Genomic DNA, 25,439 nt, shown 5'->3' with positions numbered 1-25,439 from the left:
TCTCTTCCTTTCTATAAGTGAAAATTTACTCTTATATAAATGAGAACTAATTTTTATTTATATGTATTAATTATATAATAATTTCGTACTATACTAAATTTTTAGAATATTTTAACTTTTTTGAAACGTATTTATGAGAGGGATGAAGACGTGGGGAAGAAAAAAAAGAGAACGAAAGCGATTCAATTCGTCACTACAGCCGCTTTGCTGGGCAGTGGTATTTTGGGGTATTCCTATTCAGGGAATGGTACCTATTTGCCTCAAGTGAAGGCGCAAACAGCACAAACAGCCGAATCCATTTTGGCATCATTAACGCCGCAGCAGAAAGATTCACTTGAAAAATTGGAGGTTAATCAAGCAACGGGGTTACAGGTAGATCCAAATCTTGATCTCTCGAGCGGAGAAACTATTTCTGTAATTGTTCAATTAAAGCAACAACCAGTAAGTGTTGCAGATCTACATGCAAAAATGCAAGGAAAAAGTCTGTCCGCTGCAGCTGTGAAAAGTAAGGTTAATGCTTCTCACCAAGCGTTTCGGGATGACATAGCCAGTATCTTTAAAGAAGAAATGAAACAAAAGAAAGCGGTTGTGCAAATTAATCGCGAGTACAAGCATGCTTTTAATGGAGTGGCAATGACGGTACCTGCAAACAAGGTAAATGAACTTTTGAAGTCGCAAGTAGTACAAGCTGTTTACAGCGATATGGAAGTGAAAGTGGACGATCCAAAAGTCAAATCGGACATAAAGAAAGCGGATACATCTGGGATGGCGGAAAGCAATGCCTACTTGAAGATTGGTAAGCTACATGAAGAGGGATTCAAAGGGAAAGGTGTCAAAATAGGTGTTTTAGACACAGGTATCGATTATAATCACCCAGATTTAAAAGATGCTTACAAGGGTGGTTATGACTTTATCAGTAATGATGAAGATCCAATGGAAACGACCTACGATGACTGGAAGGCGTCTGGGCAACAAGAATTGAGAAGCGGTAATACATATTATTCGTTTCATGGCTCACACGTTGCCGGAACGATTGCCGGCCAGCACAAGAATGATTCCAAATACGCTACTCAAGGCATTGCGCCAGAGGCAGACTTGTATGCATATCGAGTGTTGGGGCCTTACGGATCCGGTTTGTCTAGCGGTGTCATTGCAGGAATTGATAAATCTGTGGCAGACGGTATGGATATCATCAATTTGTCGCTGGGAGCCAGTGTAAATGATCCACTATATCCAACAAGTATAGCCATCAACAATGCCGTTTTGAGTGGAGTGACTGCAGTCGTGGCAGCGAGTAACGCGGGAAGCACCCCTTATTCATTAGGTTCTCCAGGAACAGCGGAGCTGGCACTTACTGTCGGGGCCAGTGATGTTCCCATGACCATCGCAACCGTAAAAGGTACGTTGCAGGCCGGACAAGCGTCTGTAGTTGCGGACCTTAGGTTGTTAGCAAAAAGCTATAAAGACGATATCGATACTTGGAAAGGTAAGAGTCTTCCAGTCGTTCCTGTAGGATTAGGAGATGTTGCGGACTACGGCGGCAAGGATGTTCAAGGGAAAATTGCATTGATTGAACGAGGGACACTTACAATCAATGCAAAAATTGAAAATGCCAAAGCCAAAGGAGCAGCGGCTGTCATCATCTGGAACAATGTTGCAGAAGAAGGATTCATTCCGAGCTACTTAGGAGAAGGCAAAACATTTATTCCTGCATTCAACGTCACGAATGAACAAGGAAAAAAACTTTTAGATCAAGCAAAAGCGGGAGATGCTGCATTTACGTTCAATGAAATCGGTCAGATTCAATCAGAAGGTGATCAATTGGCAGGCTTTTCATCCCGTGGTCCCGTGAAAGGGACGTATGATATCAAACCGGAAATTGTAGCGCCAGGGGTATCCATCATGTCCACGGTCCCTTCTTTCATGCAAGGTCCTGAGAACATCGGAAATTATGAATATGCGTATCAACGGGCAAACGGAACGTCCATGGCGACTCCGCATATGGCGGGAATTGCTGCTTTGCTGTTGCAGGCCAATCCGAAACTGGAGCCGGCTGATATCAAGGCGACGCTCATGAACACGGCCGATCCGTTAAAAGAAGACTACAGTGTGTATGATGTTGGAGCGGGACGTGTTGACCCTTACGAAGCGATCCATTCCAATCTGCAAATCCAAGTGCATGATACGACAAAGATGCTCGACGCCGAAAACCAATTGGTTGACATCCAAGACCTAACGGGTGCTTTGAATTTTGGAGCTTTCGTCGATTACGGTAAAAAACATAAAGCTTCACATATGCTGACGCTTGAAAATAAATCGAAAACAACGAAAACGTATGATGTGAAAGTGAATTACAAACAAGATGAAGAAAATTCTCAAGATGGGAACAAAAGCGGTATCCAGCTTAAAACGAGTCCGACAGTAACAGTTGCAGGCTCCAATAAATTGGACACACAAGTCTCTCTAACAATTCCAGTGGAAGCGCAAAAAGGTGCATATGAAGGGTATATTACTTTCACGAATCAAAAGGATAGTAGTGATACGTATCAAATCCCGTTTGCATTCCGTTATTTGAAAGAAGGAATTGAAGACTTGAGAACATATACTCCAATTATGAGCGACAGCGATCGGTATGAGTATTATGCACCTATTCAACCGAAAGCAACAAATTTGATTTTTAAAGTCGGTGCACCAATGCAGCGCGTTGATGCTTTCTTAGTAGATGGAAAGACAGGAAAAGAACTTGGTTTTATCGCTGGAGCGGATATCTCAGGAGCATTTGAAGATTATTACATGCAGCTGGCACCATTGTTGGGGTATGGAAAATATTATCCTTTCACAGGCAATAGTGAATTCCCGATCTCAGATGATAGTGTTACTGCGCCGCAGGGAGCGTATAAGATTAAGCTGGTTGCGACTGGGAAGTCAGGAAAGACTTTCTCCAAAACATATGACCTATATATTGATAACAATAAGCCGAAAATGGAACTTAATGTACCTTCAGGCGTTATCGAGTATGAAAAAGGCCAAAAAGCATATACATTATCCGGTACAATCACAGATCGAGAAATGAAGGAAGCACAAGCAGCAGGAATCGATACAGATCCAAGTAAAAATGCTGTTACGATTTATCGGTACACAAATGCATATAACCCAGGGGCTCCTGATTTATTACCGTTAGCATATACTACGATAAATGAGCAGGGGGCATTCAGTTGGGATATACCGCTCGACCAACCGGTCAAACAAGTACGGGTACTCGGCCAAGACCGGGCAGGCAACGGTCTCTATAGTGAAGCTCGTATCTTGACATTTGTCGAAAAAGGCACAACATATGTACGGACGGCGGCTGATAAAAAAAGCGTTTCATATAACGAAACGTATAAAAATACAGTCTCTGTCAAGAATGCGAAAAATTGGACAGGAGGTACGTTCAAAGTATCTTATAAAGCTCAATACTTAAGTTTAGGAGATATTAAAGTGAGTCCAAAGCTTGAAAAACTAGGAAAAGTTTCGATCACAACGGCTGATGCCGGAAAAGATCCATCATACTCTCATTTGAATGTATCCGTAAAGCTTGAAGGAGATAATGTCAAGCCTATTAACGGAGATATGCCTTTATTTGAGATTGCGACAAAGGCTAGCGAGCAATTGCCACTTGGATCAACACTGGCGTCTGTAAGGGTTAGTGAAACAAAGGCCAATACAAAAAGCGGAGATGAAATCCAAGTGCCGTCAGATGGAGGAAGTTTCGTTAATATCCTTCCAACACATTCCAAGGAAGCATTCAATTTGAATGTGCAAGGCATCAAACCAGGCTCACGCGACATGAATGCCGCTAAAGCCCAAATAAAAGCTACGGACCAGGATGGTAAAGAATTCACCGGAGCCTTTGAAGCATCAGGAGCCAAGACGACAAATTACTATACTGTCGACAAGCTGCCGTTAACAAGTAAAACGTTAACATTGGATGTGAAAATTCCCGGTCATACGACTGCAGTCAAAACGGCTGAACTTGGTCGTGAATACAAAGGTAAATGGATCGGTACGTACCGTGTTGCTGATGTAAGACCTGCTTATGCGGGCGATGTAACCGGAGATGAAGTAATCGACATCTTGGATGCAATAGCAATCGAAACATATTGGGAGACAAATAAACGCAGTGCTGATATTAATTTCGATGGAACTGTCGATCAGAAAGACTTTGCATTTGTAGAGCAAAACTTCCAACTCAGAAACCCTGGTGTGGAAAACACACCAATACCAAAGAAGAAATACAAGGGGAAAACACTACAGAGCATTAAAGAAGCACTAAAAATAAATTAAGATTAGAAGAGTCACCAATCTATCACAGAATGGTGACTCTTTTTCTATTGAAAGGATCCATATAGCGTGTTCGGTTTTGGAAGAAACAGCTTTGAGATCTTTCGGCAGTGATGGTTGCATTCTTCAAAGTATTCTTACTCACAGTCCGTTCTCTAGGAGATAGAGGTCGCTATTTTTTAATTAAAATACTTCTAACAATAGGAATTCAACGGTACATATTCCTTTGGATAAATATTTATTGAACTATATCTCCCCAAATTCTGTTATTCTTTTATAGGAATATGAGTTACTAAATCATGTTTACCTATCAGTAGGGACATTGCATATTGTAAAGAATAGAACTAGCTTATGTATATCCTATCTTTTAATGACCGGTGGGCAAGTTTCCTTCTAAAGTGTTAGGGAATATAACTATTATGACTATTGATCTGTTCATTCGTTGCGGTGGATTGTCCATTCCTTCTATCAATGGTATAACTGTAACTCAAATAAACAGGTATGACCTAGACTGATTTCATGGATCTTACTAGTATGACACTTGATGTAAAGCAAGGATATTATAATATATTAATCTTTTATTAAATTTAATCAACCTAAATCAGATTGCACGTTATGTATAGGGCCTCTGTTTAATTTAAAAAAATTGGATGTGTACAAATGATTCGCACCTTTGCGGTAACAAATGATTTAACATTAATTGAAAATATACCATTAGAACGTTTGAAAAGTTCTGATATTAAATGGTATTGGGTGGATTTTGATTCACCTACTGAAGAAGAAAAATTGCTTTTGAAAACTCATTTCAATTTCCACCCATTGGCAATTGAAGATTGTTTGCATTTTTTACAGCGCCCCAAACTCGACTATTATGATGGGTATGATTTTTTTGTTCTGCACACTTTAAACCAATCTTCCCTTGCACCTGAAGAAGTGGATATATTTTTAGGGCATAATTTCATAGTGACTTTTCATTTATTACCTTCAAATGAAATAGGAATAGTTCGTCAAAGAGTAATGGATGATGAAAAATCTATAAATAAAGGTCTAATGTACATATTTTACTTAATGACGGATAAAATTGTTGATGGATATTTTCCTAGTATGTATCGAATCGAGGACGAGTTAAATGAAATTGAATCTAAAAAAAGCAATCAGGATTTAATTGGAAATGTTTATGAAATCAGAAGCCAGCTGCTGAAGTTAAGAAGGACAATTTTTCCTATGAGAGAATTAATGTATAGAATTTTAAATTCGGAGAGGGTTATCATTCCAAAAGAAGATAGGGTCTATTTCATGGATATTTCCGACCATTTACTAAAGCTTTCGGAAATGATTGAATCCAATAGGGAAATGACGGCAGACATAAGGGATAATTATATTTCCATAAATTCAAACCGAACGAACACCATAATGAAGACACTCACCGTTATGACCTCCATTTTCATACCCTTAACATTCATTGCTAGCATATATGGAATGAATTTTGAATATATGCCTGAACTAACTTGGCATGGTGGGTATTTTGCTGTCCTAGGAGTAATGGCTGTAGTGGGCTCAGGGATGTTGTTCTCGTTATGGCGTATGGGATGGTTTAAGTGATCCACAAAAAAGGAACGCTGATGCAATGAAAGGCATCAGCGTTTTTAGCGTTAGTTTAGCTTACCTGTAACTGAAGTGTGCAAGATCGACTAATTAACGCTCTTCATACGATGTTACAGGTTGTCATGTTGGTGTAAAGATGCTAACAGAACAGCTAAAAGTGACGGCTACTTATTTACCTTTGAGGTGATTAATCATTTTATTTAAGCAGGGAGACTATAGGGCATGAACCCGGTAATAAACCTGGCTCATGCCTTTTAATTTTGCCTAATTTTTTTGAAAATAATTAATGTAAAACATATAAAGAGGAAGAACGAAATATAACAATAAAATAAGTGGATCAGGATATTTTCAAGGGAGTAATCCAATTATAAGTAAGTGATTTGTAAGATTTAAATGAATTCTTTAACTTAAAAAGACAGTTCTATTGGCTAAAGAGATAAAGGCTTTTTATAGCGCCCAGAAAAGAATCTTTACTTTAGTGATATAATAATTTATTATGTGTATAAAGGCGATAATGTTTATCCTCTTTATACACGTAGAGCTAAGGAGATGTTTTTCATTGCAAATGAAAACTGGTGTGGAGCAATCTGTATATGCTATTTTGCTTCTTAATTTCTTACCAGAAAAAGCTGTATTGTCAGGAGATATAATTAGCCAACAATTGGGCGGTTCAGCATCGTATTTTCAAAAGATACTAAGGAAATTGGTTAATGCCGATATTCTTGTTTCCGTCCCTGGTATTAAAGGGGGATTTAAATTAAAAAAAGATCCTGAAGATATACGTATATACGACGTCTATTTAGCGGTGGAAGGTAAGCAGTCCCTATACTCATCCAGCGGCATTTTCCACGATATGCTTAACTTGAAAGAAAAAGAAATTTGCTTATTATCCGACTTAATGGAAGAAGCGGAATCATCTTGGAAAACCATTCTTAAACGTGAAACTATCGCTTCTTTGACTGAAGAAATTAACAAAAAATGTCCTAAAGAAAATTTGCAAATGTTAAAAAAAATTGTCCATGAAAAAATGGTATTATAAATGCTAAGGAGAGATTTAAATGGAAAACTTAGAAAAATATTTTGATTTATTCGATCAATCAAGAACAAGTGAAAAAGCAATGGAAGAATTAGAAGCATTATTTTCCGAAGATATTGTTTTTGTTTTAAATGGTCATGAGCAAAATGGAATCGAAAACTGGAGATTATTTATGAAAATGGTGTTTCAACAAAATAGTGATATAAAACATATGTTTGAAGGATGGAAAAGCATAGAAGGTACGGATTCTTTCGTAACACCTTGGGCAGTATGTGGTAAACGTTCTTCAGGAACGGTCTTCACACAAACTGGAAAAGATATTGCTAAATTAGATGATGAAGGTAAAATCAGTTATTTAGAAAATGTACCAGACAATTCCGACATGTTTGAAACGTATAAAAAATTATAATTTCTTTATGTTAATTGAATCAGCCTCAAACATTTTAGGAGAATCAATTACGTTATCGCCTTACTATTCAACAACCTCTGCCTTTAAAAGTTAGGCAGAGGTTTATTTTATGTTAGTACTTTCATCTAAGATTTCACGCAGTGTTGATTGAACACTCTATGGGAGACACGCCGTAGGAGGCTCCCGGATCGCCTCTGGAAAAGCGAGTGCCTCTCGTTTCTATCAATGTCCGAATTGTACAACCCATAAATAAATATAGACAAACTCGATTTTCATCGAGTTTGTCTACAGTCTGCTTTTTTTTCCTTCTAGCGTAAGGATTCTAAGTAGGAGATACCGGCTTCCGTTATTCTTGTTCCTCCCCGTCCTTTGCGTTTTATGATCATTCCTTTTTGCTCGAGGTCATCAAGTCGGCGTCTAACTTGCTGCTGAGACAAGGAGAAACTTTCATGCTGTTCTTTCGTTTTTGCTGATATATATTCCCTGCTGGCGGCTTTTCCAGCTTCATGGCATTGCATAATGATTTTTAAAATCATTAGATGCTCAGATTGTTCCAGACGATTTTGTTGCGGGTGTTTTTTATCTTCCGACTGCTGGGCTTTTTGATATTGAGGTAAATCATCCTTGGTTAATAGCGTTCCATTACATACTGTCAGCATATAATCCAGCGTGTTTTTAAGCTCGCGAATATTGCCGTCCCACTCAGATCGTTTTAGCCAATCCATCAGCGATTGCTCGACTTTTATCCATTTTCCGTTTTTTGTTATGTAATGATGGATCAAGAGGGGGATGTCTTCTCTTCGCTCCCTAAGTGGCGGGATGGAGAGGTTCAGCACATTTAAACGATAAAATAAATCATTTCTGAACGTTTGTGCTTTCATTTGCTCCTCAATTTTTTTATTTGTTGCTGAAATGATGCGAACGTTAATTGGAATAATCTTCGAGCCGCCAATTCGTCTGATTTCCTTTTCCTGGATAACCCTTAATAGGAGGGATTGCATCGATAAACTGATATCACCTATTTCATCTAGGAAGATGGTGCCGTTATCAGCAAGCTCAAACAACCCTTTTTTACCTCCGCGCTGTCCCCCAGTAAATGATCCGTCTTCATATCCAAATAACTCGCTCTCAAGTAGGCTTTCAGATAAAGCGCTGCAGTTTATGGGTAGAAAAGGCCCGCTTTTTCTCAAGGAATGTTTATGAATGGCATGAGCAAACAATTCCTTGCCCGTTCCTGATTCACCCTGGATGAGGATGGGGTGTTCTGCCAATGCAAGCTTTTTTGCGATCTGTTTAAGTTCTTTCATTTTAGTATTTTCACAGAAAATGTCATCAAAGCTGTACTTTGCGTAAAATCCTTTCTCGCGATATTTGCGCTGTGCTGTTTTTTCAATTTCGGATGCTTGGTGGACACTTTTAAATACAGCCACGATGGACTGCTCCCCAATCATTGTATGACGGTACACGACGACCTCAACGCCATGAATGCTAAAAAATTGACTCTCTTCCACACCATTTCGTATAAATTGAACCACTTCGTTTTGAAGAATGCCCGTATCAATTGGACGGTTGATGATTAAATCCGCCTGAATTTGAAATAGTGCTTCAAGTTTTTGATTAAACACGGTTACTTCACTCGTTTCATTGATGACCAGTATTCCGTCATCAATTGTATTAACGACATTTTGGATGTGGTGATAAACTTCTTTTGTTTCCTGTTGGGATACAAGCAATTTTTGCTGCAATTCAATAATGCTTCTGATGTATCTTTCTGAAATTTGCAGAGCCACATTTCCTTCCAACCTGCAATGATCAACAATTCTTAAAATGGTGGTCATATCCAAAAGTCTGACGCCAATATCCAAAACCATCGGCAAGTAGGTGGGGGCAAGTTCTATTTCACCTGGTGATACAGCGACATCGATTTCATCATAATAAGTATGGCTTTTCTTGTAAGCTATAAAGCGAACATGATTGATTCCAAGTTGGTAAAGAGATTGTATCAGTTCCAATGTGACATTGTACTCATCATTAATGACAAGTACGTTAGCTCCCGTGGGAATTGTGAGGAGTTTGTCCAAATGTTCATGATGGACGGTACGTTGTCCTGTAATGAAGGTTGCGGCATTCATATTTTTTATATGACCGACTTCTTCTTTAAGGGATTCGGAGGAGAAGAGAATGACATCTGCTTCAAGACCTGCTGGAAGTCCCTCATCTACTGCATAGCTATCAATGTGCAGATAATCACCTAAAAGCTGCTGAAGTTGCTGATGCAGAGTGTGCTTTGTTTTCGTTCCGCCTGTCAAAAGGATAAGTGAAGGTTTCATTAAGGTCCTTACCTTTCTTTGGTTGAATTGGTTTTATTTTAGTACGATGTATGAACCAATTTAGACCAGTAATCTATTGTTATTCATTATCATATCAGCTTTTAGAATGATATTTCTAAATTTTCTTATTTTTTCACCTAAAGTTACATGCAGCGATTGAAAAACTATGAAAGTATACAGACGAGTATCTTTCTGTATACTTTCATCTCCCGCACCTGTGCCACTTCTGCGTCTTTTAGACTCCCATCTAGCATTCGCCTTATTCGTTGGCATGTTTTTTGCATTGTTAGTTTTACAAATGTTTATTTCTCAAATTATAGAAAAGGAGAACTGTGGAAGACGGGGAAGTATCATTTACTAGCTGAATGAATCAGAAAAGGGGAGAAGCTTAATGGCTCAAGTCGAGACAACTTATCAACCAGAAGGAAAAAGAAAAAAAGAATGGAAAATTAATGTATTTGCATTACTTCTGGGTGTTTTGGTCATCGCAACTTTATTAACGTATGTGTTGCCTGCAGGAGATTATGGACGCGTCGAGGTTGACGGAAGGACCGAAATCGACCCGGATACTTACAAAACGGCCGACCAAACCCCGGTAAGTCCATTTGGAGCGGTTAAAGCACTTCATACTGGATTGGTTGAAGCAGCTAATATTATCTTCTTCGTTTTGATCATTGGGGGATTCTTTGGTGTATTAACCGCCACTGGGACGATAAATGTATTGATTACGACGCTAGCAAAAAGACTTGCAACCCGGGAGAAGCTGCTTATTCCTGGCATGATGCTATTCTTCGCCATTGGCGGTTCACTTATGGGGATGGCAGAGGAAACACTCGCATATATCCCATTATTGATTCCGTTGGCGCTTGCGCTTGGTTTTGACGTTCTTACAGGAACGGCGATTGTTATCCTTGGGGCTTCCGCAGGCTTTACGACCGCCGTTATGAACCCGTTTACAGTTGGAATTGCTCAAGGGATCTCCGAATTGCCGATGTTCTCTGGCATGTGGTATCGACTAGTGCTTTTCGTAATCGTTTATGCGGTATCTGTAACATTCGTCTATCGTCATGCCATGAAGGTGAAAAAGGATCCGTCAAGAGGATTTTATGGAAAGTACAGCAAGAAAGAAGCTGACGTGCTTCTTAAGTCTAACGAGAAACTTGAAACGAAACACAAGCTCATTCTTGGTGCATTTTTACTGAATTATGTGGTCCTTGCTTTCGGAGTGATTAAATATCAATGGTATATAACTGAAATTGCAGCGCTTTTTGTAGTTTTGACAATTGTCATAGGAGTCATCGGCAGATTATCTACGGATAAGATTGCGAAATCGTTTGTGGATGGTTCATCTTTATTAATTGGCGGAGCCTTAATTATTGGTGTTTCCCGGGCAACTCTTGTTGTTTTAAATGAAGGGCATATTATTGACCCGATGCTTCATGGGGTTTCCGATACGCTAAAGCATATTCCGGCTTTCTGGAGTGTAATTGGGATGTATAACTTTCAGGCCATTATCCATTTTATCCTTGCCTCGGGAAGCGGACATGCGATGCTGACGATGCCAATCATGACGCCGCTGGCGGATTTGCTTGATATTACTCGACAGACGGCAGTTCTTTCGTTTTCTTTTGCCGATGGAATAGGGAATATTATCTTTCCGACTGCAGGCACGCTTATGGCAGGACTCGCGATTGCAGGTATTCCATGGACAAAATGGGCTAAATGGGTGTTACCGCTTGTATTCATTCAATACCTCATTGGTTTAGCAGCCGTTGTAATTGCACACTTAATGAATTACGGACCATTTTAATCTTGTAAAGAAACAGCTTAGAGCAATTGGAGGAGAGAATTTGATTACTATAATTAGAAACGCAGAAGTGTATGAACCTCATTATCTTGGGAAGATGGATGTGATGCTTGCGGGTGGCAAAATAGTCTATATCCAAGATGAAATTGAGCTGGATAACTCATCTATTGATGTAAAAATAATTGATGGATCGGGGAAAATTCTCGTCCCTGGTTTTATTGATGCCCATGTACATTTAATCGGAGGCGGCGGGGAAGGAGGCTTTAGGACACGCACTCCGGAATTGAATTTGTCGGATGCTACAATGGCAGGCATTACAACAGTGGTGGGTGTGCTAGGAACGGATGGAACAACAAGACGGATCGAAAGTCTGCTGGCTAAGGCATATGCATTGGATGAAGAGGGAATTACGGCGTACATCCATTCTGGCTCTTATCAAATTCCGGTGAAAACCTTGACGGGCAAAATTGAAGATGATCTGATTTTCATTGAAAAAATAATCGGTGTAGGTGAAATCGCCATCTCCGACCATCGATCTTCTGAACCGACACTTGATGAGCTTGCGAAGATAGCGGCTTCAGCTCGTAATGGCAGTTTAATTACCGGAAAGGCAGGCATATTGGAAATACATGTAGGAGATAGTGATCGCAGGCTCCAGCTCCTTTTTGAGATGGCAGAAAAGACAGATATACCGATCCATCATTTTCACCCGACTCACATTAACCGAAATCAAGATTTATTCGAAGAGGGGATCCGGTATGCAGAAAAAGGGGGGTATGTAGACTTAACGACAAGCACCACCCCTCAATTCCTAGAGGAAGGGGAAGTGAAATGCAGTAGCGGGTTACGACAAATGCTTGAGAGTGGGGTGCCTATTACTCAGATTACTTTCTCCTCGGATGGACAGGCAAGTCTTCCTTATTTTAATCAAGACGGTGAGTTCGCCGGTTTGCAAGTCGGCAATGTTTCTTCTCTTTACCACGAGGTCCGTGACTCTGTATTGGATGAAGGTGTTCCGCTCGAATCAGCACTTCAGGTTATCACATCTAATCCTGCTCGTATATTGAAGCTGAAAAGTAAAGGGAAAATCGGTATGGAGATGGATGCTGATCTCGTGTTGCTTAATCAAGATACGTTAGCTATCGATACGGTCATTGCAAGAGGAAAAGTGATGGTGGAACGAGGTGTCCCTATCATTAAAGGGACATTTGAAAGATAAAAGAATGATAGGGAGCGAATAGGAATGGGACAGTTAATGAAGGTATGTATGATGTTAGGTTTGTTTGCTTTTTATTGCCAAGGGAATGTTGCACATGCTGCAAGCGGTGACTATCAGTATAGCAGCTATGGAAACACCGGAAATGTAACGACTGTCACATCTTATGGCATTAACTTAATGGGAGGCGGCACGGACGTAGATGAAGCGATGCTGTGGATGGCCAAAAAAGCAAATCAAGGTGATTTTGTCGTTCTCCGTACTTCAGGAACGGATGGATATAACCAATACCTTTACGACTTGGGCCAGAGTAACAATGCTAAGCTTGATTCAGTCGAAACGATCGTGCTGAACAACAAATATGCGTCAAGTGACTCATTTGTGTTAGATAAGGTGCGTAAGGCGGAGGCAGTCTTTTTTGCCGGAGGAGATCAATTCAATTATGTCGATTTCATCAAAAATACAGCTCTAGAGGATGTACTTAATCAGCATATTCAAAATAATGTTCCGATTGGAGGAACAAGTGCAGGACTCGCGATTATGGGGCAATTTGTTTATGATGCTAAAAATGGTTCCGTATATTCAGATGAAGCACTGGCAAATCCGAATAACCGCTATATGACATTTTCAAGAGATTTTCTAAATAATCGCTATTTATCTAGTACGGTTACAGACACCCATTTTGAACAGAGAGACCGAATGGGAAGATTTATAGGGTTTATGGCAAGAAATGTATCAGACGGATGGACGAATCAGTCTAAAGGCATTGCTGTCAATGAACAAACGGCTCTGCTTGTCGAACAGGACGGAACGGCGAAGGTAGTTGCCCAGCCAGGCGGCAGCAACCAATCCGTATATATGGCGAAAACAACGGCCGCTCCTACAAGCAGCATAGGCAAGCCATTGACTATAAATAATGTTGAGCTCGTCAAACTAAGACCCGGTAATACGTTCAATCTTCAGGCATGGACGAGCAGTAATGGATACTCCTATAAACTTTCTGCCCAAAATGGTGCCTTAAGTTCAACAAGTGGTTCGATATATGGAAATTAAGATGCGGGGAGGAGTAAAAGTGAAAAGGATCATTAATACGGCAATTACGGCCTTATTGCTAACATCGGTCTGTTTTTTGCCACCAGAAAAGGCTAGCGCTCACGCTAAGGAAGAAATTAAAGGCAGCCTCGTTATTGCAGGAGGTTCATTAGGCAGCAGCAACAAGGATATCTATGAATCTTTTATTAAACTCGCCGGTGGAGTCGACAAAGCGAAAATCGGTATTATTCCGGCTGCGAGCGGAACTCTGAAATCCTCCAAGGAATTTAGGGCAGATCTTGTGAAATATGGAGTCAAAGAGGCGGATATCGAGATCCTGCCGATATCGAATCATGATTTCAGTGATACTGTTTTTGATGAGAAATCGTGGAAGAACAATGTCCACAGCAAAGCAGTTGGCAGGCAGATCGAGGATCTTTCAGCCATCTGGTTTGTTGGAGGCGACCAACTTCGGATAACGGATACATTATATGATGCCAAGGGAAAGAGTACGTTGGCGCTTGAGGCAATTTGGAACGTGTATAGAAAAGGAGCCGTCATTGGCGGAACAAGCGCAGGCGCGGCAATTATGAGTGATGTTATGATTACGGGCGGAGATAGCTTAGGCGGCCTAAAAGGTGAATTCACAGGAAAATCCGAGTCCGCAAAAAACAAAGAGTACGAGCCTGTCCGGATTGAAAAGGGACTTGGTTTCTTCCAATCTGGAATCATCGATCAGCATTTTGATGAAAGAGGAAGACTCGGGCGCTTAGTAGCAACTGCCGTAAAATACGAAAAGCAAAAAAAGAAATATAATTCTTATGGTATTGACGAAGATACCGCGTTGATTGTCAACAATCAAGAAAAAACGGCCGAAATTGCGGGCAGGGGAGGAGTGACGGTTGTTGATTCAAGTAAAGCAAAAGAACATAAGGGTAAGATCAATAATGTCTCCATCAGCCTCTTATCTCCCGGGGACAAGATTGATCTGAAGACAAAATCCTTTACGATTCATTCAAAAAAAGATGCTACTAAAGGAAATGAGTACCATCAATTTAAACCTTTGGAAGCAACAGGAGTTCTGACTTCGTATGGAAAATTAAAACCTTATTTGTCATATTCGCTTGTTGATAATTCTTCCACTGACTCCGTAAAAAGCTATTTATACGACAGCAGAGGATCAGGATTTGCCTTAACCTTTAGTAAAACGGAACAGACAAATGGGTTTTGGGGCTATCAAGATGGACAGAAAGATGATTATTCCATCACGAATGTGAAAATGGATGTTGCTCCTGTTTCGCTCCAATTTAAAAAAGACAAGCAAGCTTTCAAGCACTATCAAGAATCCAATTTTGCACTTCCTGAAAGAACGGAGCGCGGTACCATCAAAGGAAATCTACTCATCGCGGGTGGAGCACTTGGGTCAAGTAACGAAGCTGTGTATAAAAAGTTTATTGAGTTAACCAAGGAAGGCGCTGATGCTAAAGTAGGGATCATCTCGGCTGCTAGTGGAAGCCTGAGCTCCTCAAACGCCTTCAAAAACGATCTTTTAAAGTATGGCTTGAAAGAAGACAATATCAAAATCCTCCCTATTTCAACACATGATTTCAAGGGAACTCTGGTGGATGAATCAAGCTGGAAGGAAAACAGAAATCGTGATGATGTCGCTGCCGAAATAAAAAACCTTGATGCCATCTGGTTTGTGGGCGGAGATCAGACGTATATTACTGAAGCATTATTCAATCCAGATCAGTCTGAATCAAAAGCATTAAAAGCGATTTGGGATATGTATGAAAAGGGTGCCGTTTTAGGTGGAACAAGTGCAGGGGCAGCGATTATGAGCGATGTCATGCTTGCCGGCGGTGGTAGCTTGGAAACACTTACAAAGGGATTTACAGACACGTATAACGGAATGGAGCAGCAAGAAGGCGGACCGGGCTATCTTGAACGGGGACTTGGCTTTTTCCAAAATGGACTGATCGACCAGCATTTCGATAATAAAGCAAGGCTTGGCAGACTTATAGCAACGGCACATGAAAAAGGCGACCGTAATCAGCTGTCATATGGGATTGATGAAGACACAGCAATCGTTGTCAATAATCTCAAGCAGAAGATAGAAGTGGTCGGCCGCGGAGGGGTAACCGTAATTGATTTATCGAAAGTGAACACCAATCCTAAAATAAAAAGCGAATACAAAAACATTTTACTTTCTACAATCGCACCAGGGGACAGCGTTGATTTAAGAACGAAAGAGATTCAAATCAGTCAACATAAAGTCCGTACAAAAGGAAATGAATATGGTGATTTTGAGGTAGCTCCTCATTCAGGTGTTTTAACGGAGCATGGCACATTAAGCAAATTCCTTTCTTATCAGCTTGTCGATAACAGCGGAGAGAAGGAAGTGAAAGCCTATTCTTTTGATCAAGGAAAAGGAGTGGAGCTTACATTCAGAAAGACAAAAAAGACGGATGGATTCTGGGGATACAAAGACGGAAGCAAAGATGATTATTCAGTCGTGAATGCTGTTCTGGATATTACACCTATTGCAGTAAAGCGTAAATAAAGGTTTGTGGAAATACCTGTAGACAAATTCGATTATATGTCGAGTTTGTCTACAGTATTTTTGTAATAACAATTTGGCCGTTACTTCCACTGCAGAAGGTCCGGAAGTAAGCTTGGCGCCATCGCGCCCTGCTCTCCAGATTCATTAAAACGAAGATAGTCCTGTTACCTGCCGCTATTCTACTTTTCTTTTCTTTAACCCCCATTTTACTCCCCATGACAATATAAACAATCCACCAGCAGTGAGTGATACAATCGAGAACAATTCTTGCCCTGACAGGGAGAGGGATTTTGCCAATTCAACCGAATATGAAAGCGTTGTGGCTGTCATTAGCTTTGATAGTGAAGCGATCAGGAAGAATCTCCTGAAAGAAACTCCGCCAATCCCCGCGCCAAGGCAAATGATTTCATCTGGAAGAACCGGGATAATAAATAGAAGGAACAGGATGGCCGTTTCATTTTTTTTCACATATGTCTGATAGCTGATCAAGTGCTTTTCTTTTACGAACTTTAATGCAAGTTTTTGCCCGCCAATCCGTGCTATGAGATACATGACGGCTATTCCGGATATAGTTCCGAAAAAACTTAGATATGTTGCGGTAAATGGCCCGAATACTGCACTGCCAGCAGAAACCGTTACAACTTCAGGCAAGGGAAGCACGATAGGCTGAAGGAAACAAATAAGGAAGAAAAGGAGCTTGCCCATCAGGGTGCTTCCTCCTAAGATGCTCGTCAAGCCGTTTGCATCTGTCAGAACCAATAACTTCGTTGTATAAAAAACCAGACAAGCGATGATCAGGAAAATATTCAAGTACATTAAGGCGAGCTTCGTTAGCTTTAGGTAATTTGCTTTTTTTGTCAAAATAGAGACAAGGTTGATAGATAAAATCACCAGTAAAATGACAGTGAATATCACTTTGTAAATGGTCAGTAGCGTAGGCAAAAACACATACAAGCACAAGGCTGCAAAAGCGCCCAACAATAAGTGCGTCCATAATTCAGGCAGTTTCTTTCCAAGTATCACAGTAAGCTTCTCCTTTAAGTGAATTTCATTTGTGTGATTAAGTGTACTCTCTAAAACGTTAGAAGAAAACAGACTTGGGATTTAACCGATGATAAGACCTGAGGCTTAGTTTTCTTACCGGGTATTCATTTTTATAGTTTTTTTGGAAGTTAATTTAAATATAAAAAACACCCAAGCAAATAATATGCTTAGGTGCAAAATCATCAAACAAAGAAAGCGATGAGTGAATGTTTAATTGAAAGCGTAATGTAATACTTTTTCAGGTTGAAGCTCTACCTGATTTTCTACGTAAATTTGGTGCCAAATCATGAAAGTTAGAATGGTCCAGATTTTACGGCTGTTGTCTCTTTTATTATTGACGTGGTTTTCAAGTAATTCCATGATTTGCTGTTTGTTAAATAGGTAGTCAGTTTGGCTGTCGTGGATAAGCCTCACTGCCCAATCGTATAGTTCATCCTTTAACCAATGCCGTATCGGTACTGGAAAGCCAAGCTTCTTCCTGCTCCATACATGTTCTGGAACGATTCCGCGGGCGGCTTTTCGGAGCATATATTTTGTCGTTCCATTTCTAACTTTTTGATCCATGCTTAATTTAGCTGCTGTATTGAAAACACATTTATCCAGGAAGGGAACTCTTACTTCCAAAGAATTCGCCATGGACATTTTATCAGCTTTCAATAAAATGTCACCTTTGAGCCATGTTTGAATATCAATGTTTTGCATTTGGGTAATCGGATCATAGTCAATAGAACTGGAATAAATGGGGCTGGTCACCTTTTTGTTATCTAACCCATTTAAATAATTAACTAGTATAATTTTTTTCTCTTTTTCATCGAAGATATTTGCGTTTCCAATATAGCGATCCTCTAAAGCTGTAACTCCGCGCTCTATGAAGCTCTTTCCCTTAACCCCTTCTGGCAGAACAGAAGATAAGGTTTTGAGTACATTGTTCACCGGTGCTGGCATATAGGAAAACATGCGCAGGGAATGGGGCTCCCGGTATATATTATATCCTCCGAATAACTCATCTGCACCTTCCCCGGACAGTGCTACTTTGACGTGCTTTTTAGCTTCCCTTGCGACAAAGTATAGTGGCACGGCAGCGGGGTCCGCTAGAGGGTCATCCATATGCCAGATGATTTTTGGGAGTTCGGCCAAGAATTCCTCAGGGCTTATAATATAACTTATATTCTCTAAATTTAATGCTTCTGCGGTTTCCTGGGCAACGTCTATTTCACTATACCCATCTCTTCCAAACCCAACGGAAAAAGTTTTGATTTTAGGGTTAATCTGCTTCGCGATGGAGCAGATGAAAGATGAATCAATTCCGCCTGATAGAAAAGAACCGACCGGAACATCACTTCTCATATGTACGTTCACAGAGTCTATTAAAGTTTCCTGTATTTCTTTTATGATAGTGGAATCTTCAATGTTGGAAGGTTGAAAAGTAGGCTTCCAAAACTTAGTAATATTCATTTTCTTTCCTGGTTCTTTAGTGAAATAATGGCCAGGTAATAGTTTTTGAATGTTTTTGGATAGCGTGGACGGTTCAGGAACATATTGAAAACTGAGGTAATGCTGTAATGAATTCACGTCTAGCTCTTCATTCATTGTCGTCAAAATACTCTTTTTCTCTGAAGCGAAATAAGTAACATCATCTTGTTCACAGTAGAAAAAAGGCTTGATTCCAAAGTGGTCTCTTGCTCCAAACAGTTTTTTCTCAATTTTATCCCAAATGACAAATGCGAACATGCCGCGCAATTTTTGAACGGTTTGCTCTTCTTCGCTACTATAAAGTGCCAAAATTACTTCCGTATCAGAATGGGTCGTGAATTCAAAGCCCTTATCGATAAGCTCTTTTCTAAGCTCGATGTGATTATAAATTTCGCCATTAAAAATGATCCAGTATCTTTCATTTTCATATGAAAGCGGTTGATTACCATTGTCTATATCAATAATACTTAATCTACGAAATCCAAAATTCACAAAATCGTCAAAATAATACCCTTCATCATCAGGACCCCTATGGGTAATGATGGTGTTCATTTTTTTGATTGAGTCTTTCATATTTGAATTTATGGCTTTCGGATATTCGTGAATACATCCTACAAAACCGCACATAAAATCCACCTGCCTAACTATTTATTAAGAGAATTGTCGTAAAACCGATTAAAAAAATAGAATATCTCTAGACTTCTAGGTTAGATTATTATTCTATAATTGTCAATTTTGCTCATATAATAAATTAATTTGCAGAAATTCATATTAATGTGACGAGTTAACAAATAAAAAAAACGGGTGCTTTAATGGAACTAGCATCCGTTTTTTCCTTTTTATATGTTAATAATTCCGTTCAATGATAAAGTGTGCGCGATCGCCCCTGAAGAGAGTTTTAGAGAATTCGATGACAGAGCCATCACTTTCATGAGTGTAAGTTTCCAATGAAAAACAGGGTGAACCGTTAGGTACTTCCAACTTTTCAGAAATGGCATCGTCGGCAAGGGAAAACTCCAAGTGTTCGACTGTTTTTTTAACTGTTAAATTGAATTGTGTTTCAAGTACGTCAAAGAGCGACTTTTCACATGCCTCAATATTCAGACCAGGAGTCTTATACCAAGGAAGATAGGCAGTTTCATATTGAAGTGGGATATCGTTTACGTAACGTACACGCTCCAGTTTGTTGACTGGATCTCCAATATTTTGCTTGAAAAGCTTGGCAAGGGTAGCATTTGCTTCAATTACCTTCAAGCTTATGACCTTTGTAGAAGGGTTTTTTCCTTGCATCGTGATTTGTTCCGAAAACTTTTCAACCGTGCTTGAAAGGAATTGCTTCACTTTATTTTCCGAAACGAAGGTGCCTTTCCCTTGAACGCGATAAATGTAGCCCTCGACGGTCAATTGCTGTAAAGCGGTACGAACTGTTGTCCTGCTTACGCCATATATTTTACAAAACTCTGCTTCAGTCGGTAATTTCGTATTCGTTTCATATTCGCCATTTTTTATGAGATCGATGATCGATTCCTTAACTATGGAATGCAATGCCGCTTCTTTATTCATGGTCTCCACAGTGATTCCCCCCATACTCATTCCAATATATACATATAGATTATCTTGGATAAGTTCAATAATCAACTTTAAATCAAAAATTTGTAGTAACAAATAAAAATTGTATTGATATTTTCATAATTTGTAACTACAATAGAATTACGGAGGTAATAATACCCATTCCCAAAACCCGTAAAGCGGGGCGGAAGTATAGTAATAATCAAAAAACAAGCAGTTTCATTAGCGTTTAAAAAAACTGAATAATCAACTATTATAAAGGGGGTAATTTCAATGAATATCTTATTATGTTGTTCTGCTGGTATGTCCACTAGTTTATTAGTTACCAAAATGGAGGAAAGTGCAAAGGTCCAAGGCGTGAATTGTAAAATATGGGCGGTTGGATCGACCGAAGTGAATAATGAAATGGATAAGGCTGATGTCATTTTATTAGGCCCGCAGGTTCGGTATCTTCTTTCCAAGCTACAGGAAGCGGGAAAAGAAAAGGGAATACCGGTCGCAACCATCAATCCAATGTTCTATGGACTATGTAATGGTGAAGAGGTACTTAAACAAGCCACTACTTTATTAAAAGGAGAATAAGGATATGATGACTTTCATTGATAAGTATATTATGCCCGGAGCCGTAAAGGTAGGAAATAACCGACATTTACTGGCAATTCGAGACGCGTTGATTGGAATGATAGCGATTACAATGATCGGATCATTTGCCGTCCTTTTCAATAATCTAGGGCAAGTCATCAAGCCGTACGGAAGAATGATGGAGGCCATTTTCGGTCCTGCATGGACTACGCTTGGAGGCGATATTTGGTTTGGTACCTTTGCTTTCATGACGGTATTCGCTGTATTCGGCATTTCTTATAAATTGGCACGATCCTACGGTGACGATGGTTTTGAAGCGATGCTCGTTTCGGCAGCTTGTTTCTTCCTGCTATTACCTCAAATCGGAAATGTCACTTTAACCATTGATGATAAAGCCGTTACAGGCGGCGCATGGGGATTTGTAAGCGTTAACTATTTCAATGCTACGGCGCTTTTTACAGGAATTGTCGTTGCCTTAATAGCAACAGAAATATTCGTAAGGTTATCAAGAGTAAAATATTTAGTCATTAAGTTGCCTGATGGAGTTCCTCCAGCGGTAGCCCGATCATTTGCCAAGTTAGTGCCGGGGATGGCAACCATCTTTTTCGCTGGAGTGTTCGGTCTGTTATTCCGTAAAGTTACGGATGGGCAGGTATTGAATGACTGGTTGAGTAAAGTAATTGTATCTCCCTTACAAAGTGCAGTAGATTCGTTACCATTCGCTATTTTATTAGTATTTCTTGTTCATTTATTATGGATGATCGGTTTGCACGGACCGAACATCCTAGGCGGGATAACGACGCCGCTTTTTGAAAGTTCTGGAGTGAAGAATATCGATTTATATGCAAAGGGTGTTAAAGACATGGACCAATACGGGGTATTGGCGGGTTCTTTCCTTGATGCATTTGTTTACTTAGGCGGATCTGGTGCAACATTGGGTCTGATCATCGCGATGATCATTGCAGGTCGGAAACGTTATAAACAGATGATCGCACTCGGAGGGGCACCAGGGGTGTTCCAGATTAACGAACCGATTCTTTTCGGACTGCCGATCGTCCTGAATCCAATGTGGTTCATTCCCTTTGTTCTCGGTCCGGTCATTACGACGGTGATCTCTTATATTGCGGTAAGCAGCGGAATGGTTTTCCCAATCGTGGCCAAAATTCCATGGGTTACACCGCCGATCGTGGGAGGATTCCTGGCAACTGGCGGGCACGTTTCCGGCGCGGTATTGGCTGCAGTCAACTTGGTCATATCTACAGCGATTTATTTACCATTCGTTTATGCACAGGTGAAAATTGATTCAAAAAATAAAACGGAGCTTACGAAAGATTCAGAAACGTTAAGCGTATAAGAAAGCAGTGATGAAAATGGAAAAAGAAGAATTATATCAGCTATCCTTTCAATTGATTTTATATAGTGGGAATGCAAGGAGCTTCGCGATGGAAGCGATGCAGGAAGCGAAAAAAAGGGATTTCGATTCTGCCCGTTTAAAAATTGCAGAGGCCGAAACGGAATTGCTGCAAGCGCATAAATATCAAACGCAACTTATTCATGCAGAGGCAGGCGGGGATCATTTTGAACTTCCCATCCTCCTGGTACATGCACAAGATCACTTAATGACAGCGATGACTTTAAAGGATCTTGCGGTTGAAATGATCGATCTGCGCGAAGAATTTTTACATGCAAATGCCGTGAAGGAGGGAACTTCCGAATGAGCAAGGGGTTGAAGATTGTCACGATTGGCGGGGGATCAAGCTATACACCAGAGCTGATCGAAGGTTTCATTAAATATCATGGGGAACTCCCTGTGAGTGAAATTTGGCTAGTGGATATCGAAGCGGGTAAGGAAAAGCTTGAAATCGTCGGGAATTTGGCAAGAAGGATGATTGAAAAAGCTGGAGTGGATATTGAAGTCCACTTGACGTTAGACAGAAAGAAAGCGCTTAAAAATGCGGATTACGTAACGACACAGCTGCGGGTTGGCCAGCTTGCAGCAAGGGCGCTAGATGAAAAGATTCCATTGAAATACGGAGTGATCGGCCAGGAAACGAATGGACCAGGCGGGCTTTTCAAGGCTTTTAGAACGATTCCCGTGATTCTCGACATAGCGCGTGAAATGGAAGAGCTTTGTCCTGATGCTTGGCTTATCAACTTCACGAACCCTGCAGGGATGGTAACGGAAGCCGTTCTGAGACATACTAATATTTCCAAAATTATCGGCCTTTGCAATGTGCCGATTGGCATGGAACGCGGTGTTGCGGATTTGATGAACGTCGAGCCATCAAGAGTCCGGATCGACTTTGCCGGTTTGAATCATATGGTTTACGGCTTGGATGTATTCGTTGATGGCGAGAGTGTCAAAGATCAAATCATCAATCTTATAACAGATCCAGCTAAAGCCGTCACGATGAAGAATATTCACGCAATGGGCTGGGAACCGGAATTCCTTAAAGCGTTAAACCTGTTTCCGTGTCCATACCATAACTATTATTATAAAACGGGAGATGTGCTAGCACAAGAGTTGAAGGATGCTGAAAAAGGGGAAACACGTGCTGAGGTCGTTCAAAGACTTGAAGCTGAATTATTCGAGTTATACAAAGACCAGAATCTGGATATCAAACCGCCGCAATTGGAAGAGCGCGGAGGTGCGTACTATAGTGATGCTGCTGTGCGTCTGATTTGCTCGATGCATACCGATAAGCGTGATATCCAAGCGGTGAATACCGTAAACCATGGTGCAATCGAAGGGATCCCATATAAATCTGCGATTGAAACGAGCTGTGTAATAACCAAGGATGGACCGAAGCCGATCAGTGTCGGAGAGCTTCCGGTGGCTGTTCGGGGTTTGATTCAGCAAATTAAATCGTTCGAAAGAATGGCCATCGAAGCTGCAGTAACTGGGGACTATGACACGGCACTGCTTGCTTTGACGATTAATCCACTCGTTCCAAGTGATCGGGTTGCGAAACTTATTCTAGACGAAATGCTTGAGGCGCACAAAGACTATTTACCTCAGTTTTTCGAAAAAAAGGAGTTGCAGGATAACTTATCATGATTGAAGTTCTTATAAATGCAGATGATTTCGGGTTAACTAAAGCGGTGAATTATGGAATTTTGGATAGCCATAAATATGGAATTGTCAATTCGACAACGATCATGATGAATGCGAAAGCGACGGAGCATGCGATAGAAATCGCCAAGAAAACGCCCTCGTTGAAAGTCGGCATACACTTAGTGCTGACATGTGGGCAACCTTTGTTGAGTGACGTACCGAGCTTGGTTGATGAAACCGGGTACTTCAAGAAGCAAGGAGTGGTATATGGGAATCCCGACGATATTTCCTTGGCTGATTTGGAGCGTGAGTGGTCAGCACAGATAGAAAGATTCTTGGAATTTGGGCTTCGCCCAACTCATTTTGACAGTCATCACCATGTTCACGGGATAAAGGCTTTTCTGCCGGTTATTCAAAAGCTGTCGGAGAAATTCCAGTTGCCGATGCGTAATGCCGGGGAACACTTTGCTGGGATGCAAACCGTTACGGATATATTCTTCGATGACTTTTATGGAGATAGTGTTGTAGATAATTACTTTCAAAATTTGAAGGGAAGGGTAACCGATGGAACAAGTGTGGAAATAATGACTCATCCGGCATATTTAGATGAAGACTTGTTAGCTGTTTCCTCTTATAACGATAAACGGTTAAAAGAGACTAGCATTTTGACTAATGCTAAATTGCCTGAAGGATTTTCCCTAAGATTCAACATCAACGAAGTTAAGATCTGATTGAATTTGGGGGAATACATTACAAAAAAGGACCATTCAGTTGTTGAATGGTCCTTTCAGATGTGCATGAACATTTCCAGCAGGAGTCTCGCTGCCTTCCGTTCCATTCCACTCTGCATGAAAACAAAACTCGAATTCCTGTTCCTACGGATTGGGGGAATTTGTACGTAGACCGTTTCATTGCACTGCAGACGCTTAGCTTTCCAGAGGCGGTCCGTGAGCCTCCTCGGCTTTCAGCCTAAGGTGTCTGACGAAGACGCGCATGTCCCGCAGTAGTGTCGTTGTCTTCCGTTTCATTTCACTCAGTTTAAATACGGAACCATGCTTGTCCACATGTAGGTACAAGCATTTGATAAGTGCGATTTTAATCAGAAACTTAAATTCAAATGCAAATTCTATACTCGCGAGTAAAGTGGTTAAATTGGCGAGTAACGCTCCGAAATGGTGCAGGCCGTAATTATAGGGAGAACCCGGGCGGAATTTGACGAGAAACGGTCCCAATTGCGGGTGAAAAGCGCGATTTTTAAGAGAATCCACCTTAAATTCGGTGCATATGGAGGAAGGGGATTAAAAACAATTTCGATAAAGGCAATGTCTACATACATAAAGGACCATTCAGTTGCTGAATGGTCCTTTATGTTATTCAAAGATTTCTATATTTTAG

At 40.5% G+C, this 25,439-nt stretch carries 17 protein-coding genes; 13 read left to right on the top strand and 4 right to left on the bottom strand.

Features of this window, described 5'->3' with window-relative positions; genetic code table 11:
- The first annotated feature begins 150 nt into the window (after positions 1-150).
- The 4 genes from ASU00_RS26790 to ASU00_RS09945 all read left to right on the top strand — a co-directional run bounded on the left by ASU00_RS26790 (position 151) and on the right by ASU00_RS09945 (position 7,373).
- Positions 151-4,326, top strand: a complete 4,176-nt coding sequence (locus tag ASU00_RS26790) for a S8 family serine peptidase (RefSeq protein ID WP_057913316.1) — start codon at positions 151-153, stop codon at positions 4,324-4,326.
- 657 nt (positions 4,327-4,983) lie between these two features.
- A complete protein-coding gene (gene corA, locus ASU00_RS09955) occupies positions 4,984-5,925 on the top strand; it encodes a magnesium/cobalt transporter CorA (RefSeq protein ID WP_057913315.1) in 942 nt (313 codons plus the stop codon).
- Between the two features lie 562 nt (positions 5,926-6,487).
- A complete protein-coding gene (locus ASU00_RS09950) occupies positions 6,488-6,967 on the top strand; it encodes an RrF2 family transcriptional regulator (RefSeq protein ID WP_057913314.1) in 480 nt (159 codons plus the stop codon).
- Positions 6,968-6,986: 19 nt separating this feature from the next.
- Complete coding sequence (locus ASU00_RS09945; protein ID WP_057913313.1) at positions 6,987-7,373, top strand: nuclear transport factor 2 family protein; 387 nt, start codon at positions 6,987-6,989, stop codon at positions 7,371-7,373.
- Positions 7,374-7,681: 308 nt separating this feature from the next.
- On the opposite strand, the gene ASU00_RS09940 is transcribed toward ASU00_RS09945, so the two are convergent.
- Entirely contained in the window at positions 7,682-9,703 is a 2,022-nt protein-coding gene (locus ASU00_RS09940) for a sigma 54-interacting transcriptional regulator (protein ID WP_057913312.1), read from the bottom strand.
- A gap of 391 nt (positions 9,704-10,094) precedes the next feature.
- Here ASU00_RS09940 and ASU00_RS09935 point away from each other — a divergent pair, with 391 nt between their 5' ends.
- From ASU00_RS09935 to ASU00_RS09920, 4 genes are read left to right on the top strand one after another with little or no spacing between them, the layout of a single operon-like run.
- A complete protein-coding gene (locus ASU00_RS09935; RefSeq protein WP_057913311.1) occupies positions 10,095-11,513 on the top strand; it encodes a YfcC family protein in 1,419 nt (472 codons plus the stop codon).
- A gap of 40 nt (positions 11,514-11,553) precedes the next feature.
- On the top strand, positions 11,554-12,729 hold the full coding sequence (gene iadA / locus ASU00_RS09930; RefSeq protein WP_057913310.1) for a beta-aspartyl-peptidase: 1,176 nt from the start codon (positions 11,554-11,556) through the stop codon (positions 12,727-12,729).
- Positions 12,730-12,753: 24 nt separating this feature from the next.
- A complete protein-coding gene (locus ASU00_RS09925) occupies positions 12,754-13,779 on the top strand; it encodes a cyanophycinase (RefSeq protein WP_057913309.1) in 1,026 nt (341 codons plus the stop codon).
- A 19-nt stretch (positions 13,780-13,798) separates the two neighbouring features.
- Positions 13,799-16,321 carry a cyanophycinase gene (locus tag ASU00_RS09920; protein WP_236712697.1) on the top strand — a complete coding sequence of 841 codons (2,523 nt, stop codon included), beginning with the start codon at positions 13,799-13,801 and terminating at the stop codon, positions 16,319-16,321.
- A 174-nt stretch (positions 16,322-16,495) separates the two neighbouring features.
- On the opposite strand, the gene ASU00_RS09915 is transcribed toward ASU00_RS09920, so the two are convergent.
- From ASU00_RS09915 to ASU00_RS09905, 3 genes are all read right to left on the bottom strand, one after another.
- The gene (locus ASU00_RS09915) at positions 16,496-17,344 is read right to left on the bottom strand and encodes a TVP38/TMEM64 family protein (protein ID WP_236712696.1); all 849 of its coding nucleotides are present in this window, start codon (positions 17,342-17,344) and stop codon (positions 16,496-16,498) included.
- A gap of 231 nt (positions 17,345-17,575) precedes the next feature.
- Positions 17,576-19,465, bottom strand: coding sequence for an asparagine synthase (glutamine-hydrolyzing) (gene asnB / locus ASU00_RS09910; RefSeq protein ID WP_057913308.1), 1,890 nt, complete (start codon positions 19,463-19,465; stop codon positions 17,576-17,578).
- A gap of 219 nt (positions 19,466-19,684) precedes the next feature.
- Complete coding sequence (locus ASU00_RS09905) at positions 19,685-20,401, bottom strand: GntR family transcriptional regulator (protein WP_057913501.1); 717 nt, start codon at positions 20,399-20,401, stop codon at positions 19,685-19,687.
- Positions 20,402-20,680: 279 nt separating this feature from the next.
- On the opposite strand from ASU00_RS09905, the gene ASU00_RS09900 reads away from it, so the two are divergent.
- Genes ASU00_RS09900 through chbG form a run of 5 tightly spaced genes read left to right on the top strand, consistent with a single transcriptional unit; the run spans position 20,681 to position 24,775 of the window.
- Positions 20,681-20,989: a PTS sugar transporter subunit IIB gene (locus ASU00_RS09900; RefSeq protein ID WP_057913307.1), complete on the top strand. Its 309-nt coding sequence runs from the start codon at positions 20,681-20,683 to the stop codon at positions 20,987-20,989.
- Between the two features lie 4 nt (positions 20,990-20,993).
- Positions 20,994-22,343 (top strand): PTS sugar transporter subunit IIC, encoded by a 1,350-nt coding sequence (locus tag ASU00_RS09895; protein ID WP_057913306.1) that lies wholly within the window; start codon positions 20,994-20,996, stop codon positions 22,341-22,343.
- A gap of 16 nt (positions 22,344-22,359) precedes the next feature.
- On the top strand, positions 22,360-22,707 hold the full coding sequence (locus tag ASU00_RS09890) for a PTS lactose/cellobiose transporter subunit IIA (RefSeq protein WP_057913500.1): 348 nt from the start codon (positions 22,360-22,362) through the stop codon (positions 22,705-22,707).
- A complete protein-coding gene (locus ASU00_RS09885) occupies positions 22,704-24,047 on the top strand; it encodes a 6-phospho-beta-glucosidase (protein ID WP_057913305.1) in 1,344 nt (447 codons plus the stop codon). Before ASU00_RS09890 ends, ASU00_RS09885 begins: the two co-directional genes overlap by 4 nt.
- Positions 24,044-24,775, top strand: coding sequence for a chitin disaccharide deacetylase (gene chbG, locus ASU00_RS09880; RefSeq protein ID WP_057913304.1), 732 nt, complete (start codon positions 24,044-24,046; stop codon positions 24,773-24,775). The genes ASU00_RS09885 and chbG overlap by 4 nt, the downstream gene beginning before the upstream one ends.
- Positions 24,776-25,439 lie beyond the last annotated feature (664 nt).

The organism is Peribacillus muralis (assembly GCF_001439925.1).
GTDB lineage: Bacteria > Bacillota > Bacilli > Bacillales > DSM-1321 > Peribacillus > Peribacillus muralis.
The sequence above is the reverse complement of the archived record's forward strand: the minus strand, read 5'-3'. Positions and strand labels throughout refer to the sequence as shown.